The organism is Rothia kristinae (assembly GCF_016028855.1).
Classification (GTDB): Bacteria; Actinomycetota; Actinomycetes; order Actinomycetales; family Micrococcaceae; genus Rothia; species Rothia kristinae.
The window spans coordinates 767,807-784,777 of the sequence record NZ_CP065738.1 but is presented as its reverse complement, the minus strand read 5'-3'; the positions used below and the strand labels follow the sequence as shown (position 1 = coordinate 784,777).

The 16,971-nt window shown below is 72.6% G+C and carries 16 protein-coding genes; 6 read left to right on the top strand and 10 right to left on the bottom strand.

Annotated features, from left to right (window positions below):
* Positions 1-33 precede the first annotated feature (33 nt).
* The 4 genes from I6G21_RS03515 to I6G21_RS03500 form a co-directional block, all read right to left on the bottom strand.
* On the bottom strand, positions 34-894 hold the full coding sequence (locus tag I6G21_RS03515; RefSeq protein ID WP_408015184.1) for a metal ABC transporter permease: 861 nt from the start codon (positions 892-894) through the stop codon (positions 34-36).
* The gene (locus tag I6G21_RS03510; protein ID WP_081101469.1) at positions 882-1,793 is read right to left on the bottom strand and encodes a metal ABC transporter ATP-binding protein; all 912 of its coding nucleotides are present in this window, start codon (positions 1,791-1,793) and stop codon (positions 882-884) included. The genes I6G21_RS03515 and I6G21_RS03510 overlap by 13 nt, the downstream gene beginning before the upstream one ends.
* Entirely contained in the window at positions 1,793-2,446 is a 654-nt protein-coding gene (locus I6G21_RS03505; RefSeq protein ID WP_058730564.1) for a metal ABC transporter solute-binding protein, Zn/Mn family, read from the bottom strand. Before I6G21_RS03505 ends, I6G21_RS03510 begins: the two co-directional genes overlap by 1 nt.
* Positions 2,447-2,707: 261 nt before the next feature.
* Positions 2,708-4,315, bottom strand: coding sequence for an FAD-dependent oxidoreductase (locus I6G21_RS03500; protein ID WP_197939461.1), 1,608 nt, complete (start codon positions 4,313-4,315; stop codon positions 2,708-2,710).
* Between the two features lie 208 nt (positions 4,316-4,523).
* Between I6G21_RS03500 and I6G21_RS03495 the strand changes: the two genes are divergently transcribed.
* From I6G21_RS03495 to I6G21_RS03485, 3 genes are all read left to right on the top strand, one after another.
* Complete coding sequence (locus I6G21_RS03495) at positions 4,524-5,072, top strand: YceI family protein (protein ID WP_129358011.1); 549 nt, start codon at positions 4,524-4,526, stop codon at positions 5,070-5,072.
* 193 nt (positions 5,073-5,265) lie between these two features.
* A complete protein-coding gene (locus tag I6G21_RS03490) occupies positions 5,266-6,261 on the top strand; it encodes a hypothetical protein (protein ID WP_061225184.1) in 996 nt (331 codons plus the stop codon).
* A 220-nt stretch (positions 6,262-6,481) separates the two neighbouring features.
* On the top strand, positions 6,482-7,288 hold the full coding sequence (locus tag I6G21_RS03485; RefSeq protein WP_058731756.1) for a hypothetical protein: 807 nt from the start codon (positions 6,482-6,484) through the stop codon (positions 7,286-7,288).
* A gap of 27 nt (positions 7,289-7,315) precedes the next feature.
* On the opposite strand, the gene I6G21_RS03480 is transcribed toward I6G21_RS03485, so the two are convergent.
* Together I6G21_RS03480 and I6G21_RS03475 are read right to left on the bottom strand one after the other, a co-directional pair.
* Entirely contained in the window at positions 7,316-7,648 is a 333-nt protein-coding gene (locus I6G21_RS03480) for a hypothetical protein (protein ID WP_058731757.1), read from the bottom strand.
* Positions 7,649-8,041: a cell division protein CrgA gene (locus I6G21_RS03475; RefSeq protein ID WP_058731758.1), complete on the bottom strand. Its 393-nt coding sequence runs from the start codon at positions 8,039-8,041 to the stop codon at positions 7,649-7,651. It lies immediately after the preceding gene.
* A 261-nt stretch (positions 8,042-8,302) separates the two neighbouring features.
* On the opposite strand from I6G21_RS03475, the gene I6G21_RS03470 reads away from it, so the two are divergent.
* From I6G21_RS03470 to I6G21_RS03460, 3 genes are read left to right on the top strand one after another with little or no spacing between them, the layout of a single operon-like run.
* Positions 8,303-9,055, top strand: a complete 753-nt coding sequence (locus I6G21_RS03470; protein ID WP_058731759.1) for a class E sortase — start codon at positions 8,303-8,305, stop codon at positions 9,053-9,055.
* The gene (locus I6G21_RS03465) at positions 9,056-9,229 is read left to right on the top strand and encodes a hypothetical protein (RefSeq protein WP_165590132.1); all 174 of its coding nucleotides are present in this window, start codon (positions 9,056-9,058) and stop codon (positions 9,227-9,229) included. It abuts the gene before it with no gap.
* A gap of 48 nt (positions 9,230-9,277) precedes the next feature.
* Entirely contained in the window at positions 9,278-9,916 is a 639-nt protein-coding gene (locus tag I6G21_RS03460) for an anthranilate synthase component II (RefSeq protein WP_061225186.1), read from the top strand.
* Positions 9,917-10,046: 130 nt separating this feature from the next.
* Here I6G21_RS03460 and pknB read toward each other — a convergent pair whose 3' ends face one another.
* The 4 genes from pknB to I6G21_RS03440 are packed head-to-tail and all read right to left on the bottom strand — an operon-like array spanning position 10,047 to position 16,966.
* Entirely contained in the window at positions 10,047-12,209 is a 2,163-nt protein-coding gene (pknB, locus tag I6G21_RS03455; RefSeq protein WP_129358010.1) for a Stk1 family PASTA domain-containing Ser/Thr kinase, read from the bottom strand.
* Between the two features lie 7 nt (positions 12,210-12,216).
* Positions 12,217-14,004, bottom strand: coding sequence for a protein kinase domain-containing protein (locus tag I6G21_RS03450; protein WP_064725859.1), 1,788 nt, complete (start codon positions 14,002-14,004; stop codon positions 12,217-12,219).
* Positions 14,001-15,443 carry a peptidoglycan D,D-transpeptidase FtsI family protein gene (locus tag I6G21_RS03445; RefSeq protein WP_129358009.1) on the bottom strand — a complete coding sequence of 481 codons (1,443 nt, stop codon included), beginning with the start codon at positions 15,441-15,443 and terminating at the stop codon, positions 14,001-14,003. The genes I6G21_RS03450 and I6G21_RS03445 overlap by 4 nt, the downstream gene beginning before the upstream one ends.
* A complete protein-coding gene (locus I6G21_RS03440; RefSeq protein ID WP_129358008.1) occupies positions 15,440-16,966 on the bottom strand; it encodes an FtsW/RodA/SpoVE family cell cycle protein in 1,527 nt (508 codons plus the stop codon). Before I6G21_RS03440 ends, I6G21_RS03445 begins: the two co-directional genes overlap by 4 nt.
* Positions 16,967-16,971: the final 5 nt, after the last annotated feature.

Below are 16,971 nucleotides of genomic sequence, written 5' to 3'. Positions count from 1 at the left end.
GGGTCGTGCCGCCGGTGCCCACCCCGGCAGCGGTCACTGCGCCGACGCCGGGCGGGAGTGCCGCAGGGTGCGCACCCGGGTGAGCGCGTAGACCACCGCGAACCAGATGCCCTGGCACAGCACCACGCACCCGCCGGAGGAGGCGTCCAGGGCCACCGAGAGGTACAGGCCGGTCACCGTGCACACCAGGGAGGAGGCCACGGCGATCCCCAGCATCCGGGGGAAGCGGCGGGTCCGCAGCTGCGCGGTGGCCCCGGGGATCACCAGCATCGCCACCACCAGCACCACCCCGACGGTCTGCATCGCCACCACGCAGGTCAGCGCCAGGCAGCCCAGCAGGATCCCGGCCAGCACCCGCGGATTCAGCCCCACCACCCGGGCGTGCCGGGGGTCGAAGGCCCACAGGGTGAGGTCCCGGCGGCGGATCAGCAGCACCGTCAGACACGCCGCCGCCAGCACCAGCACCTGCACCAGGTCCGTGCGGGAGACCCCCAGCAGGTTCCCGAAGACGATGTGGTGCAGGTCCACCTGCGAGGGCGTCACGGAGACCAGCACCAGCCCCAGGGCGAACAGCGTGGTGAACACGATGCCGATGCTCGCGTCCTCCTTGACCCGGCTGGTCCGCCGCAGCCCGCCGATCAGCCACACCGCCAGCAGCCCGAACACGGTGGCCCCGAGCGCGAAGGGCAGCCCGAGGATGTAGGACAGCACCACCCCGGGCAGCACCGCGTGGGAGACGGCGTCCCCCAGCAGGGACCACCCGGTGAGCACCAGCCAGCAGGAGAGCACCGCGCACACCACGGCGGCGGCCAGGGCGGCCGCGAAGGCCCGGCGCAGGAAGGGGTAGGTCAGCGGGTCGGCGAGCAGCTGGCCGACGGCGTTCAGCGCGTCCACGGGGCGGCCTCGTCGTCGGGGGAGCCGAAGGCCAGGGCGAGGTGCTCCGGGCGCAGCACCTCGGCGGTGGGCCCGGTGAGCAGGATGCGCCGGCGCAGCAGCACCGCGTCATCGGCCACGGCCTCCAGGCCCTCGATGCTGTGCACGGAGAACAGCACGGCGGCACCGGCGTCGGCTGCTTCGCGCAGGATCCGCCCGATCGCGACGGCGGAGACCCGATCCACCCCCGCCAGCGGCTCGTCCAGCAGCAGCAGGGGAGCCCCCTGGGCCAGGGCGCGGGCGAGGAAGGCGCGGCGCCGCTGCCCGCCGGAGAGCTGCCCGATCTGCCGGTGCGCCAGCGCCGTCAGCCCCACCCGCGCCAGGGCCTCGGCCGCGGCCTGCCGATCCTGCGGGCGGGGTCGGCGGGTGAGCCCCTGGAAGCCGACCCGCCCCTGCATGGTCAGATCCGCCACGCTCAGCGGAAAGTCCCAGTCCACGCCCTCGCTCTGCGGCATGTAGGCCAGCAGGCTGTGGCGCCGGGCGGTCTCGGCCGGCATCCCGCGGATGCGCACGACGCCGCGTCGGGCCGGAGCGAAGCCGGCGACGGCGTCCATCAGGGTGGATTTGCCGGAGCCGTTGACCCCGAGCAGGGCGGTCACGGTGCCGGGCCGCAGGGTGAGGCTGGCGTCCTGCACCGCGAGCACGGTTGCGCGGGTGACGGTCAGGTCCCGGATCTCCAGGGCCGGGGGCTGATCCCGCGGCGCGGCGTCGGGGTTCCGGTCGGCGGTGAGCTCGGCGGTGAGCCCGGCGTCGGGAAGCTCGGCGCCGGGGCCGTGGTCGGCGGGCGGCCGGGGTGTCGCCGCGTGGGCCGCCTCGATGCGACGGGTGCGGCGGGAGGCGCGGGCGTGCGGGAAGGGCATCAGGAGCCCTCCCCGCCCTGATCGCCGCTCAGCCCGGCTGTGATGGTGCGGGCGTCGTGACGCAGCAGGTCCAGGAAGGTGGGCGCGGGGCCGCCCTCCTCGGAGAGGGAGTCCACGTAGAGGGTGCCGCCGTAGCGGGCCTCGGTGGCGTCCACCACCTGGCGCATGGTGCGGTCGGAGACGGTGGATTCGCAGAACACCGCCGGGACGCCGCGCTGACGCACCGTGTCGATGGCGGAGCGGATCTGCTGGGCGGTGCCCTGGTCATCGGAGTTCACCGGCCACAGGTAGTGCTCGGTCAGGCCGGTGTCCCGGGCGAGGTAGCTGAAGGCGCCTTCGCAGGTGAGCAGGACCCGGTGATCCGCGGGCAGGGCTGCCACGATGTCCCGGACCTCGGTCTGCACCTGCTCCAGCTGCTCCTGGTATCTCCGGGCGTTCTCGCGGAACTCCTCGGCGTGCTCGGGGGTCAGCTCGGCCAGGGCCTCGGCGATGCTGTCCGTGTACCGCTGGGCGGCGCGCGGGCTCATCCAGGCGTGCGGGTTGGGCTTGCCCTCGGAGGCTCCGGCGGCGCAGCCGGTGAGCAGCAGGAGGGCGACGCCGAGCAGGGCGGGCAGCCGCAGGACATGGCGGCGGGGGCGGCGGGCAGCGCGCATGGCGGACGCCTTTCGGGGACGACGATGTCGGGGGCGCCGGGCGGGGTGGGGCTCAGCGGCTTCTGCTGGATCGGATCCGCACCACCGCCGCCCGACCCCCCCACCATAAGTTCGAGGGGTCGAACTCTGCAAGAATCGTTCGCATCAAAAACCGCCCCACCCACACCACCCCCACGCAGAACGGGAGATGCCGCCCATCTCGGGACGTGTGGCGTCCCGTTTCAGGCGGCATCTCCCGTTCTGCGGAGGGCCAGAGGATGTTCAGCGGGGGAGGTCTGCCGCCGCGGATTCTCCGGCGATGCGTCCCGAGTTGAAGGCGAACAGCAGCGTCAGCCCGTCGATCTGCGGGTAGCGTCCGCCCCAGAACCCCGAGGCCTCGTTGCCCACCGCATACAGTCCCGGCACCGGCTTCCCGGCGGCGTCCAGCACCCGGGCGGACTCGTCGATGCGCACCCCACCCAGGGTCCCGCGCACGGTGCTCACCACCTGCACCGCGTACAGCGGACCCTCCTGGACCGGGTGGCGCAGGATCGCTGCCGGGGTGCCGGCCTGCTCGTCCCGGCCGGCCTGCACCGCGGCGTTGTAGCGCTCCAGGGTCTCGGCGAACCGCTCCGGGTGGAACCCGGCCGCCCCCGCCAGATCATCCGGGGCCGCACCGAGGACGGCGGCACCCTGCTCCACCGCCTCCTCGAGGGCCTCCACCAGCTGCGGCTGGGCCGGGGTGCCCTCCGTGCCCGGGGGCAGCGGCGCGCCGTGGTCCTCAGCCGGAGGCAGTTCCAGCCCCTGGTCGGTCAGGCGCTGCACGGTCGCGGAGTCCAGGATCATCCAGAATCGGCCTCCGCGCTCCAGGCCGGCCCGGCCCCGGTCCCCGAAGCGGTAGGTCGAGGCCTCATCCGCGAAGCGCCGGCCGTCGTCGTCCACCCACAGCAGCGGCAGGTTCGCCAGCAGCGCCAGCGCCTTGGAGGAATAGCGCCCGGGCACGCTGAAGGCCGGGGCGTCCAGGGCCGCCGGCTCCGCGCCCGCACCGCCCAGGGCCTGGACCACGCTGCGGCCCGTGCCCACGGACTTGCGCTCCCCGGTGAAGCGCAGCCGGGAGGTCTCCAGCTCCGGGGCGGCCCGCCCCACGAGCTCCTGGTTCCCGACGAACCCGCCGGTGGCCACCACCACGGCCGGGGCGGCGACGTCGATGGTCTCCGGGACGCCGTCAGCCCGCAGCTGCTCGCGGCGCTCCGGGGACAGCGGCTTGCCCGCCTCGGTCCGCTCGGCGCGCACCCCCAGGATGCGCCCCTGCTCGTCGGTGACGGCCTCGGTCGCGGCGGCCTCGGGGATCACCAGCCCGCCGGCCTCCTCGATGGCCTTGAGCAGCTTCTTGAAGCCGCCGAACTTGGAGGCGTAGCGGTGGTAGGTGCGGGCCCGCCGGTGCCGAGCCAGCAGCCCGGAGTCCTCGCCCGGATCCGCGGGATCGTGCGGGGCCTCGGCCAGGGTGGCCTTCAGCCCGTGGGCGCTCAGCCAGTCCGCGGTCTCCCCCGAACGGGCGACGACGGCGCGCACCAGGGCCTCGTCGGCCCGGCCTTCCGTGTGCTCGAGGATCGCCTGCACGGCCTCCTCGGCGGAGAAGGTCTCCCCGGCCTCGCGCTGGGCGGAGGAGCCGTAGGCGGCGTAGCCGGTGCCGCCGAACATCGCAGCACCCCCGGGCTTGTTGCCCTTCTCCAGGACCACCACCCGCGCCCCGGCCTCGGCGGCGGCCAGCGCGGCGGCGATGCCGGCACCACCCCCGCCGAGGACGACGACGTCGGCCTCGTGCCTCTCGGCGCGCTCGCGGAAGGGGAAGGGGTTCTGGTCTGCGGGGGTGCTGTGCGCGGGGGTCACGGATCCTCCGTGGGCTCGGGGACGGCGGTGGATCCAGCCTAACCGGGGGCGGACCGGGCCAGCGGGGCCGGGGTGTGCGGATGTCATGCGGAGCCATCGGAGGTCATCCGGTCGGCGCGGCGGACACGGTTGGGAATACCCTTGCGCCGTAAATAGTTGATGTGTAAAGTAATCGACGAACGCACGATCGACATCGAAGGAGCACATCATGACCGCATTCGAAGGACTCACCGCCGGCACCTGGACCCTGGACCCCGCACACTCCGAGGTGGCCTTCACCGTCCGCCACGCCGGGATCTCCAAGGTCCGCGGCATCTTCGAGCAGACCGAGGCCGAGCTGCACGCCGGGGAGACCGCGCAGGACTCCTCCGTGCGCGCCACCGTGCAGATCGCCTCCATCAACACCATGAACGAGGGCCGCGACGGGCACGTCAAGGGTCCCGAGTTCTTCGACGCTGAGAACCACCCGCAGATGGTCTTCGAGTCCACCGAGATCACCGCCGACGGCGAGGACCTGACCCTGGTCGGCAACCTCACCATCAAGGGCGAGACCCGCCCCGTGACCTTCACCGGCGAGTTCGGCGGCGTGGCCGTGGATCCCTTCGGGACCACCCGCGCGGGCTTCTCCGCCTCCACCACGATCTCCCGCAAGGACTTCGGGATCACCTGGAACGCCGCCCTGGAGGCCGGCGGGGTCATGGTCTCGGACAAGGTGAAGATCGAGATCGACGCGGAGTTCACCGCCCCGCAGAACTGATCGACGCCGTCGCCCCGGCCGTTTCGGGAGCCGCGCGGTGTTTCGGGAGTACTGGGAGTGCTCCCGAAACACCGCGCGGCTCCCGAGCCGCATCCGCGTCGGCCGGGCGCGGCACGCCCGACGGCGGCGCGGGTTATCCACAGCCGCCCCGCCGGCGGGTGCGCTCGACCCGATGAGCGGGGAGGGTGTCCTCATGGACCCCTCTCGCATCGTCACCGCCGAGGACATCCGCACCGCCGCCCAGGCGCGAGCCCTCGGGACCCCCGCCTCCGCGCTGCGCGCCGCCGTGGCCGCCGGGCGGCTGACGCGCCTGTGGCCCGCCTGCTACATCCCCACGCAGCTGTGGGAGGAGCTCATCCCGCAGCAGAGGGCCCTCGCGATCCACTACGCCTTCCACGCCAAGACCGGCGCCCGCATCATCTACTCCCACACCTCGGCGGCGCTGGCGTACGGCATCTCCCTGCTGCGCGTGCCCCAAGAGCTGCACCTGGCCGGGGACCCCAAGCCCGGATACCGGCATCGGAGCCTGCGCACCCACCGGCTTCCCGACGTCGCGAGGCACCGGGTGCGCACCGACCTGGATCTGCCGGCCACCTCCCTGGAGCAGACGGCCCTGGCCTGCGCCCGCACCCTGCCGATGCTCGACGCCCTGGTGGTACTGGATCACCTGGCTGCGCGCCGCGTCGACCTGGCGCGGCTGGCGCATCTGCTGCGCACGAGTCCCGGCACCCACGGCAATCAGCAGGCTCTGCTCGCGGTGAGCGCGGCGGATGCGCGGGCCGGTTCCCCGGCGGAGACCCTGACGCGCTGGCGCCTCCGGGAGGCGGGCTTGCCGGAGCCCGAGCTGCAGATCGAGGTGCGCACCTCCCAGGGGCGCAGCTTCCTGGATCTGGGATGGCCGCAGCTGAGGGTGGCCGTGGAGGTGGACGGGCGGATCAAGTACACAGACTACGGTCCCACCCAGGAGGTGCTGATCGCCGAGAGGGAGCGGGAGAAGCGCATCCAGAACGTCGGGTGGCTGATCCGGCGCACGGGCTGGCACGAGCAGTCCCGCGGGCCGCGGGACTTCCTCGTGGAGCTGGCGCACTGCCTGCTGGCCCAGCAGCTGCGCCTGGGGCTGCCGCCCCTGGACCTGGACCGGGTCCGACGCCGGGTGGCCCGGATGCAGCCGATCTTCCCACCGCGCTGAACCACGCCGCGCACCCATCCGCCCGCATCGTCGCCCACGCCCGACACCGCTCCCCGCATGCCGCCCCGCCGCACCCCCTGTTTCGGGAGCCGCGGGGTGTTTCGGGAGCGCTGGGAGTGCTCCCGAAACACCGGAGGGCTCCCAAGTCGCCTCCCCGCGTCGAAGGGTGCGGCGGTCGGGACGGTGCGGGACATAGGGGCGGGTGCGGTAGGGTGCCGGCGTGAGCACGCTGAAGGACTGGACGGCACGGCATCGGGAGTGGACGGATGAGTTCGTCCTGACCCTGCGCGATTCCCGGGTGGCGCCCCAGCGCATCGCCGCGGAGCTGTCGACGGCGCGGGATCGGGCCGCCGGAGGGGACCCGGCCCGGGTGCTGGGCCCGGCCGCCGGCTACGCCTGGAACCTGGGGATCTCCCCGGGTCAGCGCCGACGCGCCGAGCTGCTGCGCGGCCTGCTGCCCGTGGTGCTGCAGGCCATGGTCCTGTTCGTCGGGGTCTACGCCGTGCGCGGGTGGATCCTCGGCGCCCCGCTGCGGCTGAACCTCGCCGTCCTGATCTGCTGGGGCCTGCTCGGCCTCGTCCTGCTGGGGCTGATCGCGCTGCCCCTGCGCGCGGCCGCGGCCCGACGTCGAGAGGCCGCCTCGCAGCGCCCCGAGCGGTCCCATCTTGAGCAGTCACACCCCGACCAGGCGGACCCGGCGGTCCGGGACCGGCGGGAGACCGCCCCGCAGACCCCGCCCGATCCGCGGGCGCAGACCCTCGCGCGGCGCACCCTGGGTCTGGGCATCATCGGGGTGGTGTGCGGCATCGGCGCGGTGCTGCTGGCCAAGCTGCCCCTGCCCGTGCTGGTACTGCTGGATCCGCGACCGGTCGCCGTGGTGTGCGCCGGTGTCACGGTGCTCGTCGCCGTCGGGGCGAGCCTGCTGGGATGGCGCCGCCGATACCCGGTGGCGCAGATCCTCGTGGCCTGGCTGGTGCCGCTGTACCTGGCCGCCGACGCCGGGATCACCCGCTTCATCGGCGCCTGAGCCGGGAGCCGGCGGCCGGCCGTCGCCTCAGGTCAGCTTCTGCACCAGGAACCACACCGCCGGCACCGCGATCAGCAGCGCCAGGGCCCACCGGCGCACCCGCGTCTCCAGCTTCGCCGCGCGGATGTCCGGACGGTCCTCGGGCACCCGCTGATGCGCCCCGGTGCTCGCGCGGGCCGCGGACTCCCCGCCGGGGGTGGGATCGGACAGCTCGCCCACCGGGCCGTCGGCCCGCTTCCGGGCCCGTCGGGAGCCGTCGCGACCCTTCCAGCCCGGGCTCGGGCGCTCCCCGCTCTCCGGCCCAGCGGGCTCCTCCTCGGGTTCCGAGGCCGATGCCCGCTCAGGGTGCTCGGCGGGCACTCAGCGCCACCTGGTGGTCATGATCAGCCCGATCATCATCAGCCCCACCCCGATGCCGATGTTCCAGTACCCGATGCCGGGCACCGGGTACACGGTCTCGGTGATGTAGAAGGTGATCAGCCACAGCAGCCCGATGACCATGAACCCGAACATCAGGGCCAGGTACCAGGTGGGGGTGCGCGAGACCTCCCCGACGTTCGCGGTCATCTCCTCCGCGATCCGCCGCAGGCGCTCCTCCTCGAGCTCCTCGGCCACGGTCATCGTCTTCTTCCCGCTCTTCCCCCCGGCGGCGGGCTCGTCGACGCTGGGCTCGGCCTCGGCCGCGGACGACGATCCCGCGGTCTCCTCCTCCGGGATCAGCTCGGGGACGTGCTTCTTCTTGCGTCGGGCCACGGATCCTCCTGGGCATCACGCGCCGGGCCGATGGCGACGGCGCGGCGCACGGTAATCTGGTGGGGCGTAGGGGCGCGACCGTGCGTGCGGAGCGTCCCGCCCGTCTCTGCCCCGAGTCTAGCCGAGCGGGCACCCGCACCGGGCTCGCCCGCGGGCCCCGCCCCGGGCGCACGACCGGGGCGGACGACCGGGGCGGACCCACCGCATCGTCCGATGCCGCCGGGGGCGCCGATGCGTACCGCGCCCCAGGAAAGGAGCCGCATGACCTCCCGACGCCGTCCCGCCGCCCCGCGGGCCCCGCGCGGCGTCGTCGGCTGGACCGTGCAGATCCTCGGGGAGCTGCTGATCACCCTGGGCCTGGTGCTGCTGCTGTTCGTCGGCTGGCAGCTGTGGTGGACCAACATCGACGCCGACCGCGCCCAGGCGCAGGCCGTGCAGCGGCTGAACGAGCAGTTCAGCGGCCCCACCACCCCGCAGCCGGACGCGCAGAAGGACTGGGGCGAGCCCGTCGTCGGGAAGGCCCCGGCCCACGGGCAGCCCTTCGGCATCGTCTACATCCCCCGCTTCGGCGAGGACTACGAGCGCCCCCTGGTGCAGGGCACCTCCCAGGACGTGCTGGACACCCTGGGCCTGGGCCACTATGACTCCTCGGCCATGCCCGGGGCGGTGGGCAACGTGGCCGTGGCCGGGCACCGGCAGACCAACGGGAAGGTGCTGGACCGCATCGACGAGCTGAGCCCCGCGGACCGCATCTACGTGCGCACCGCGGACGGGTACTACACCTACGCCGTGCGCAACCGGGAGATCGTGCTGCCCTCGGACGCCTCCGTGATCGCCCCCGTACCGGGCGAGCCCGGGAAGGAGCCGGCGGACCGCCTGCTGACCCTGACCAGCTGCAACCCCCGCTTCGGCAGCACCGAGCGGTTCATCGTCTACGCGGTGCTGGAGCGCTGGCAGCCCGCCTCCGCCGGCCCGCCGCAGGAGATCGCCCACCACCTCGCCGAGGAGCGCTAGATGTACGCCTGGATCTTCCGCCACCTGCCCGGACCCCTGTGGGTGCGCATCCTGCTCGCGATACTGTTGATCCTGGCGGTCGTCCTCGCGCTGATGCAGTGGGTCTTCCCGTGGCTGGCCGAGTACAGCCCGCTCAGCCCGGACGTCACCGTGGACCAGCCCGACGGCGCCTGACCCGCCCGCCGGGCGCCCGCCCATCGCACCCCGACCCAGGAGGAACCCGTGAGCATCCGGATCCTCGTCGTGGACAACTACGACAGCTTCGTCTTCACCCTCGTCGGCTACGTCCAGCAGTTCGGCGCCGAGACCACCGTGATCCGCAACGACGCGCTGAGCCCCGACGAGGCCCGCGCCCTGGCCGCCGAGCACGACGGCGTCCTGCTCTCCCCCGGGCCCGGCGCCCCCGCGGAGGCCGGGGTCAGCATGGACCTGATCCCCTGGGCCGAGCAGACCGGGACCCCGCTGTTCGGGGTGTGCCTGGGCCACCAGGCCATCGCGGAGGCCTACGGAGGCACCGTCTCGCACTCCCCGGAGCTGATGCACGGCAAGACCTCCGTGCTCACCCACGACGGCACCGGGGTGTTCTCCGGGGTGCGGATGCCCTTCACCGCGACCCGCTACCACTCCCTGGCCATCCAGGACGGCACCCTGCCGGAGCAGCTGCGCGCGACCGCGCAGACCGAATCCGGGATCATCATGGGGGTCGCCCACCGCACCGCCCCGATCCACGGGGTGCAGTTCCACCCCGAGTCCGTGCTCACCGAGGACGGCTACCTCATGGTCGGCAACTGGCTGGAGATGACGGGGCTGCACGGGGCGGCGGGCCGCGCCCGCGGCATGTCCCCGCTGCTGGCCTCCTGACCCGCCGGACCGACGCCGCCCGGACCAGACGAGACCGGGACCCGACGACGATGGGCCCGCCCCTCCCGGAAGGAGGGGCGGGCCCATCGTCGTATCGATGCCGGACCGGCGGTTCCCGGTCCCGCGGGGCTCAGCCGCGGCGGCTGGCGCTCGGGCTGGGGGTCGCGCTCGCGGTGGGGGCGGTGTCCCCGGCCGGGCTGCGGTCCTCGGAGGAATCCTCTTCGGTGCTCTCCTCTGCAGCGGAGGCCGAGGCCGACGGCGTCGGGGAGGCCGTGCGGGTGGTGCCCGCCGGGCCCTGGGAGACCGTGATCGTGATCGTGGAGCCCTGGGCCACCGCGGTCTCGGCGGCGGCGGACTGCCTGATCACCGTGCCGGCCGGCTGGCTGGAGTGCTCCGTCTCGATCTGGGTGCTCAGCAGCACGTCCTTGTCCGTCAGGGCCGCGACCGCCTGATCGCGGGTCAGCCCCACCAGCTGCGGCACCGCCACCTTGCCGTCGGAGAGCACGAGGTTCACGGTGGATCCGTTGGCCACCTGCTGCCCCTGCGCCGGATCTGTGTCCACGACCATGCCGGCCGGGATGGACGGATGGTGCACGGTCTTCGTGGACCCGGCCACCAGCCCCATCTTCTCCAGCTGGGAGCGCACGTACGCCTCGGACTGCCCGGCGAAGTCCGTCGGGATCGTCAGGTTCGCCGGGCCCTCGGAGACGACCAGGGTGACGGTGGAGTCCTTCTCCACCTGCGTGCCCTCCCGCGGGTCCGTCTTGATCGCGGAGCCGGAGGGGATGGAGTCGTCGTACTCCTTCTTGACCGTGACCTTCAGGCCCTCGTTGCGCAGGGACTCCTCGGCCTGGTCCTGGGCGACGTTGCGCACCGCCGGGACGTCCACGTACACGGGCTTGTTCAGCTCGTGGCTGTAGTACAGCCAGGCCCCGGCCGCGGTGGCCGCCAGCAGCAGGATCACCAGTCCGAGGATGGTGTTCTTCCATGCCGCACGACGTCGGCGCTTCGCGGCCACGGCCTCGTTGCGCTCGTTCTCGTACAGCTCGTCCTCGGAGTACTCGTCCTGGGCCTGCGGGAAGAACCCGGAGACCCCGGCCTCCTCCAGCTGCGGCTGCTCGCCGGTGGCGGTGGTGTACGGGTCGTCCACGGTCTCCATGCTGGTGCTGTCCGGGCCGTACCCGCCGGCGGTCTGATCGTGGGCTCGACCGCCGTAGGCCGCGGCCGCGGCGAGCCCCGCGGCGGCCGCACCGGCCCCGGCGCCGTGGGCCCCGGCGGCGTCGGCGGAGGCGCCCGGGGCGCGCACCACCAGTCCGCGGGCCGCGTTGTCCAGGGCCCAGCGGAAGTCCTCGGCGGACTGGAAGCGATCCGCGCGGGTCTTCTGCAGGGCCGTGAGCACCACCTCGTCCAGGGCCTCGGAGACCTCGGGGCGGTGGGTGCTGGGCGGCTCGGGCCGCTCCGTCAGGTGCTGGCCGGCCACCTCCACGCTGGTGGTCCCGTCGAAGGGCGGGCGCCCGGCGAGCATCTGGTACAGCACCACGCCCACTGAGTACAGGTCCGTGCGCGCGTCCACGACGGCGCCGCGGGCCTGCTCGGGGGCGATGTACCGGGCGGTGCCCATGATCGTGTGCGTCTCGGTCAGCGGGGTCGCCGTCTCCGTGAGGGCGCGGGCGATCCCGAAGTCCATGACCTTGATGCGGGAGGGCCGCCCGAGGGACTCATCCTCCTCGTCCCGGTCCAGGACCATGACGTTGGCCGGCTTGATGTCCCGGTGGATCACCCCGTGCTCGTGGCTGTAGGCCAGCGCATCCAGGATGTCCTCGGCGTAGCTCACGGCGTCATCCAGGCTCAGCTCGCCCTGCTCGGCCAGCAGGTCCTTCAGCGTCGTTCCCCGCAGGCGCTCCATGACGATGTACGGGACCTGCGCGGCCCCGTCCCCGGCATCCAGGGCGACGGTCGGGTCGCCCTCCAGCTCGGGCTTCAGCGCCGGCATGGGAGCGGTGGCCTGGGGATCCCCGTCATCCCGGGACTCCTCGTCCAGCGGGGCGAAGGCCCCGGTGTCGTACACGGCGACGATGCACGGGTGGTTCAGGGAGGCCACGGCCTCCGCCTCCCGCTGGAAGCGGGCACGGAAGGTCGGGTCCTTCGCGTGCTCGGGGCGCAGCACCTTGATGGCCACCTGCCGGCCCAGGCGCGTGTCCTCGGCGGCGTAGACGGTGGCCATCCCCCCGGAGCCGATGACGTCGTGCAGCTCGTAGCGGGAATCGAGAATGCGGGGAACGCGCTGGTTCATGGGTGCATCATCCGTCAGTGTCCTGGGAGGCCTGCTCGGTGGGGGTCGGGCTCGGGGAGGCCGAGGGGGAGGTGGAACGCTGGTCGGAGCCGGAGTCCTGATCCGAGCCGCCGGAGTCCCGGGAGGAGGAGCCGGTGGAGACGTACACGTCCACGCTCGAGCCCACCTCCACGGTGCTGCCCGCCGACGGGCTGGTGCGGATGACCTTGCCGGAGCCCACGCTGTCCGAAGCCTCGTCGTGGCGGGTCACGTTGACCCCCTCGGAGGTGATCTCATCGATCACGGTGTCCGCGTCCCGGCCCTCCATGCTGGAGGGCAGGGTCACCGAGCCGGGTCCGGTGGAGTAGGTGACGGTCACGTCCGAGCCCACCGCCAGCTGGCCCTCGGGGGAGACGCCGAGCACCGTGTTGGCGTCCTGGTCGGAGCGCTGGCCGGAGGACTTCACGCTCAGCCCCTTCCCGGACAGCTCCGAGACGACGGCGTCGAGCTTGCGGCCCTCGTAGTCCGAGGAGCGCACCTGCACGGTCTGCTGCCCCGAGCTGCTCTCCTGGGCCTGGGTGGGCTCGGCGGAGGCGGAGGTGACCGTGCCCTGGGTGGGCTGGGTGCCCGGGTCGTCGTCGCCGCTGGCCCCGTTGGTCAGCAGCAGGGCCACGCCGACGGCGATCGCGACGATCAGCACCAGCAGGGGCACGAGCCACCGCCAGGGGCCCCGTCGCTTCCCGTCCTTGCCGGAGGCCGTCGAGCCGGGTCCGTCGTAGCCGCCCTGGTACTCCAGGGAGCGCGGCTGCTGATCCACCGCCGGCAGGGAGGCGGTGCTCGGGTGGGCTGCGGCACCGGCCGCTGCTCCGGAGCCGAAGGTGCGGGTGGGGGCGTCCCCGAGGGCCTCGGTGGGGGCCGTCATCGCCTGGGTGGGATCCTCGGAACCCAGGTCCAGGTACGGGGCGAGCCCCGGCACGGACTTCACGGCCGCCCGCAGGTCGTTGCGGCGGATCGAGTCCACGGCGCTGGCCAGGGTGGTCGCGTTCTCCGGGCGCTGCGCGGGGTCCTTGGACAGCAGGCACATGATCAGCGCCTGCGCCGGCACCGGCACCGTCTTGGGCAGCGGCGGCGGCGGGTCGTTGACCTGGGCCAGGGCGATGGCGATCTGGGACTCGCCGGTGAAGGGGCGCTTGCCGGCCAGGCACTCGTAGCCGATGACGCCCAGGGAGTACAGGTCCGAGGCGGCGGTGGCGGTCTGTCCGGTGGCCTGTTCCGGGGCGAGGTACTGGGCGGTGCCCATGACCTGGCCGGTGGCGGTCAGCGGCACCTGGTCCGCCAGGCGGGCGATGCCGAAGTCCGTGACCTTGATGCGGTTGTCCGGGGTGATGAGGATGTTGCCGGGCTTCACGTCCCGGTGCACCAGGCCCTGCGCGTGGGCCGCGGCCAGGGCGCGGGCGGTCTGGGCGATGATGTTCAGCACCCGATCCGCCGGGAGGGTCTTCTCCCGCTCGATGATGTTGGACAGCGGCTCGCCCGGAACCAGCTCCATGACCAGGTACGCGGAGCCGTCCTCCTCGCCGTAGTCGAAGACGTTGGCGACGCCGGGGTGGTTCAGCAGGGCTGTGTGCCGGGCCTCGGCGCGGAAGCGCTCCAGGAAGCCCGGATCCCCGGTGTATTCCTCTTTGAGGATCTTCACGGCGACGGTCCGGCCGAGGACCTTGTCCTTGGCCTTCCAGACCTCGCCCATGCCGCCCACGGCGATGCGCTCGGTCAGCCCGTAGCGACCACCCAGGGTCGTGGATGATGAGGGCCTCACTTGTCCAACACCGCCTCAAAGATCTTCTGTGCGCCGGGCGAGGTCAGCTGCGCGCCCGTCGTCGCATCTACGTCTTCATAGACAATAGCAACCGCAACCTGGGGATCGTCGGCCGGAGCGAAGCCGGTGAACCAGGCGTCGTTGAGCCCGTCCTGTCCGGTCTCCGCGGTGCCCGTCTTCCCGGCCACCTCCACCCCGGGGACCTTGGCCCCGGAGGCGATGCCGTCGTCCACGTCGTTGACCATCCACTCCTTGATCTGCTGGGCCACCGGAGCCGTCGTGGAGCGGCGCAGCTGCTGGGCCTTGAAGTCGTACAGGGTGGACAGGCTGGAGGAGCGGACCTTGCTGACCAGGGTCGGCTTCATCTGCACGCCGTCGTTGGCGATCGCCGAGGACATCATCGCGACCTGCAGCGGGGTGGTGCGCACGTCGTACTGCCCGATCGAGGCCATCGCCAGCTGGGAGCCGTTCATGTTCTGCGGGAACGTCGAGGAGGTGACCTCCTGCGGGATGCCCAGCTGCTGGCCGTAGCCGAACTTCTCCGCGGCCTCCTGCATCCGCTGCTGGCCCAGCTTCATGCCGATCTGGGCGAAGGGCACGTTGCAGGACTGCGCCAGCGCCCACTCGATGGTCGCCTCCGAGCGGGTGTGGCACTGGCCGTTGACGTAGTTGGGCAGGGTCGTGGTGGAATCCGGCAGGGTCAGGTTCTGCGGGTTGGGGATCACCGAGTCCTTGTCGTACTCCCCGGACTCCAAGGCGGCGGCGGCGTCGATGATCTTGAACGTGGACCCGGGGGCGTACAGGTCCCCGCCGATCGCCCGGTTGGCCAGGGGCTTGTCCGGGTTCCCGTTGAGCTCGTTGTACGCGGCGATCGTGGACTTGGAATCGTGGGAGGACAGCGCGTTGGCGTCGTAGGAGGGGCTGGAGGCCATCGCGAGGATCTTCCCGGTCTTCGGCTCCATCGCCACGATCGCCCCGCGGTGGCCCTGCAGCAGCTGCGTGGACAGCTTCTGCAGCTTGGCGTCCAGGGTCAGCTCCACGGAGGCGCCCCGGGCCTGCTGTCCGGAGAAGATCCGGGAGATGCGGTCGTAGAACTGGGAGTCCGAGTCTCCGGACAGCTCCTGGTCCATGGCCTGCTCGATCCCGGTGGCGCCGTACACCAGGGAGAAGTAGCCGGTGACATCCGAGTAGGTCTCGGAGTCGGCATAGACCCGCTGGTAGTTGAAGCCGTCCTTGGATGGCTGGGAGGAGGCGATCTCCTGCCCCCCGACGAGGATCGGGCCGCGGGCGGAGCCGTACTCGTCATACAGGCGCCGGGAGTTCCAGGCGCTGGCCTCCAGGGAGTCGGCGTCGAAGAACTGGACGTAGGTCAGGGAGCCCAGCAGCAGCACGAACACCCCGGCCACGGCCAGCCAGGTGCGGCGGATCGCTTGGTTCATCGACGGTCTCCATCCGGTTGCGGGGAGGTGGTGGGGGCGGCGCCGTGGGAGTCTGCGCGGGACCGGCCCAAGTGGGAGATCGCCGCGGTGGCCCCGAGCTCCTCGGCGGGGGCGGCGGGGCGTCCCGGCTCCTCCGACGTCGGCTCGGCGGCGTCGTCGACCACCCGCGGGGCGCGGGCGGAGTGGGAGATCGCCAACAGCAGGCCCACGATCACCCAGTTGGCCAGCAGCGAGGAGCCGCCGGCGGACATGAACGGGGTGGTCAGCCCGGTCAGGGGGATCAGTCTGGAGACCCCGCCGACGACGACGAACAGCTGCAGCACCATGACCGCGGACAGCCCCGCCGCCAGCAGCTTCCCGAAGGTGTCCGGGGTGCCCAGAGCCGCGCGCAGCCCGCGGGTGGCCAGCAGGAAGAACAGCATGAGCACCGCGCCCAGCCCGAGCAGGCCCAGCTCCTCCCCGATGAGGGAGACGATCATGTCCGAGTTGGCGAAGGGCACCAGGTCCGGGCGACCGTTGCCCAGGCCGCGCCCGAACAGCCCGCCCGAGGCCAGGCCGAACAGGCCCTGGACCACCTGGCTGGAGCCGCCGAACTCCCGGTTGTACACCTCCGGGTCGAAGGCGTGCACCCAGGAGTCGATGCGCACGGTCACGTGGCCCATGGTCCGGTAGGCGAAGACCCCGCCCACGGCCACCAGCACCAGCCCGATGCCGACCCACGTCAGGGAGTTCGTGGCCAGGTACAGCATCACCAGGAACAGCCCGAAGAACAGGATCGCGGAGCCCAGATCGTGCTGCATGACCAGCACCCCGATGCTGACCAGCCAGGCCACGAGCATCGGCGCGAAGTCCCGGAACCGGGGCAGGCGCACCGGGCCGATGCGCCGACCGGCCAGCAGCAGCAGGTCCCGGTTGGCGGAGAGGTACCCGGCGAAGAACACGGCCAGGGTGATCTTGGCGATCTCCCCCGGCTGGAAGGTGCGCCCGCCCAGGGAGATCCAGATGCGCGCCCCGTTGATCTCCTGCCCCAGCCCCGGCACCAGGGGCAGCAGGAGCAGCACCACGGAGGCCGCCAGGCAGATGTAGGTGATCCGGCGCAGCACCCGGTGATCGGTGAGGAACCACACCGTGCCCGCGCAGACCACCATCCCCAGTCCCGACCAGACCGTCTGGGAGCCGATGACCTTGGCGGAGGTGGTCAGGCCCACCCGGTAGATCAGGGCCAGCCCGATCCCGTTCAGCGCGACGGCGATGGGCAGGATGAACGGGTCCGCGTACTTGGCCTTGGCGCGCAGGATCACGTGGATCACCAGGGAGCCGACCACCAGCACGACGGCGGCCGAGACGATGCGATGGTCCAGGGACTCGGCCAGCTCCAGGTCCACCAGGCACATCCCGCCGATGCCGATGACCCAGGAGAGCACCAGCAGGAGCAGCTCGATCAGCCGCCGCGGGCGCGGTGGACGCGAGGGGGTGCCGGAGTCCGGATCTTCGCCCGCGCGGGGGCTCGGGGCTGCGGTCATCGCGT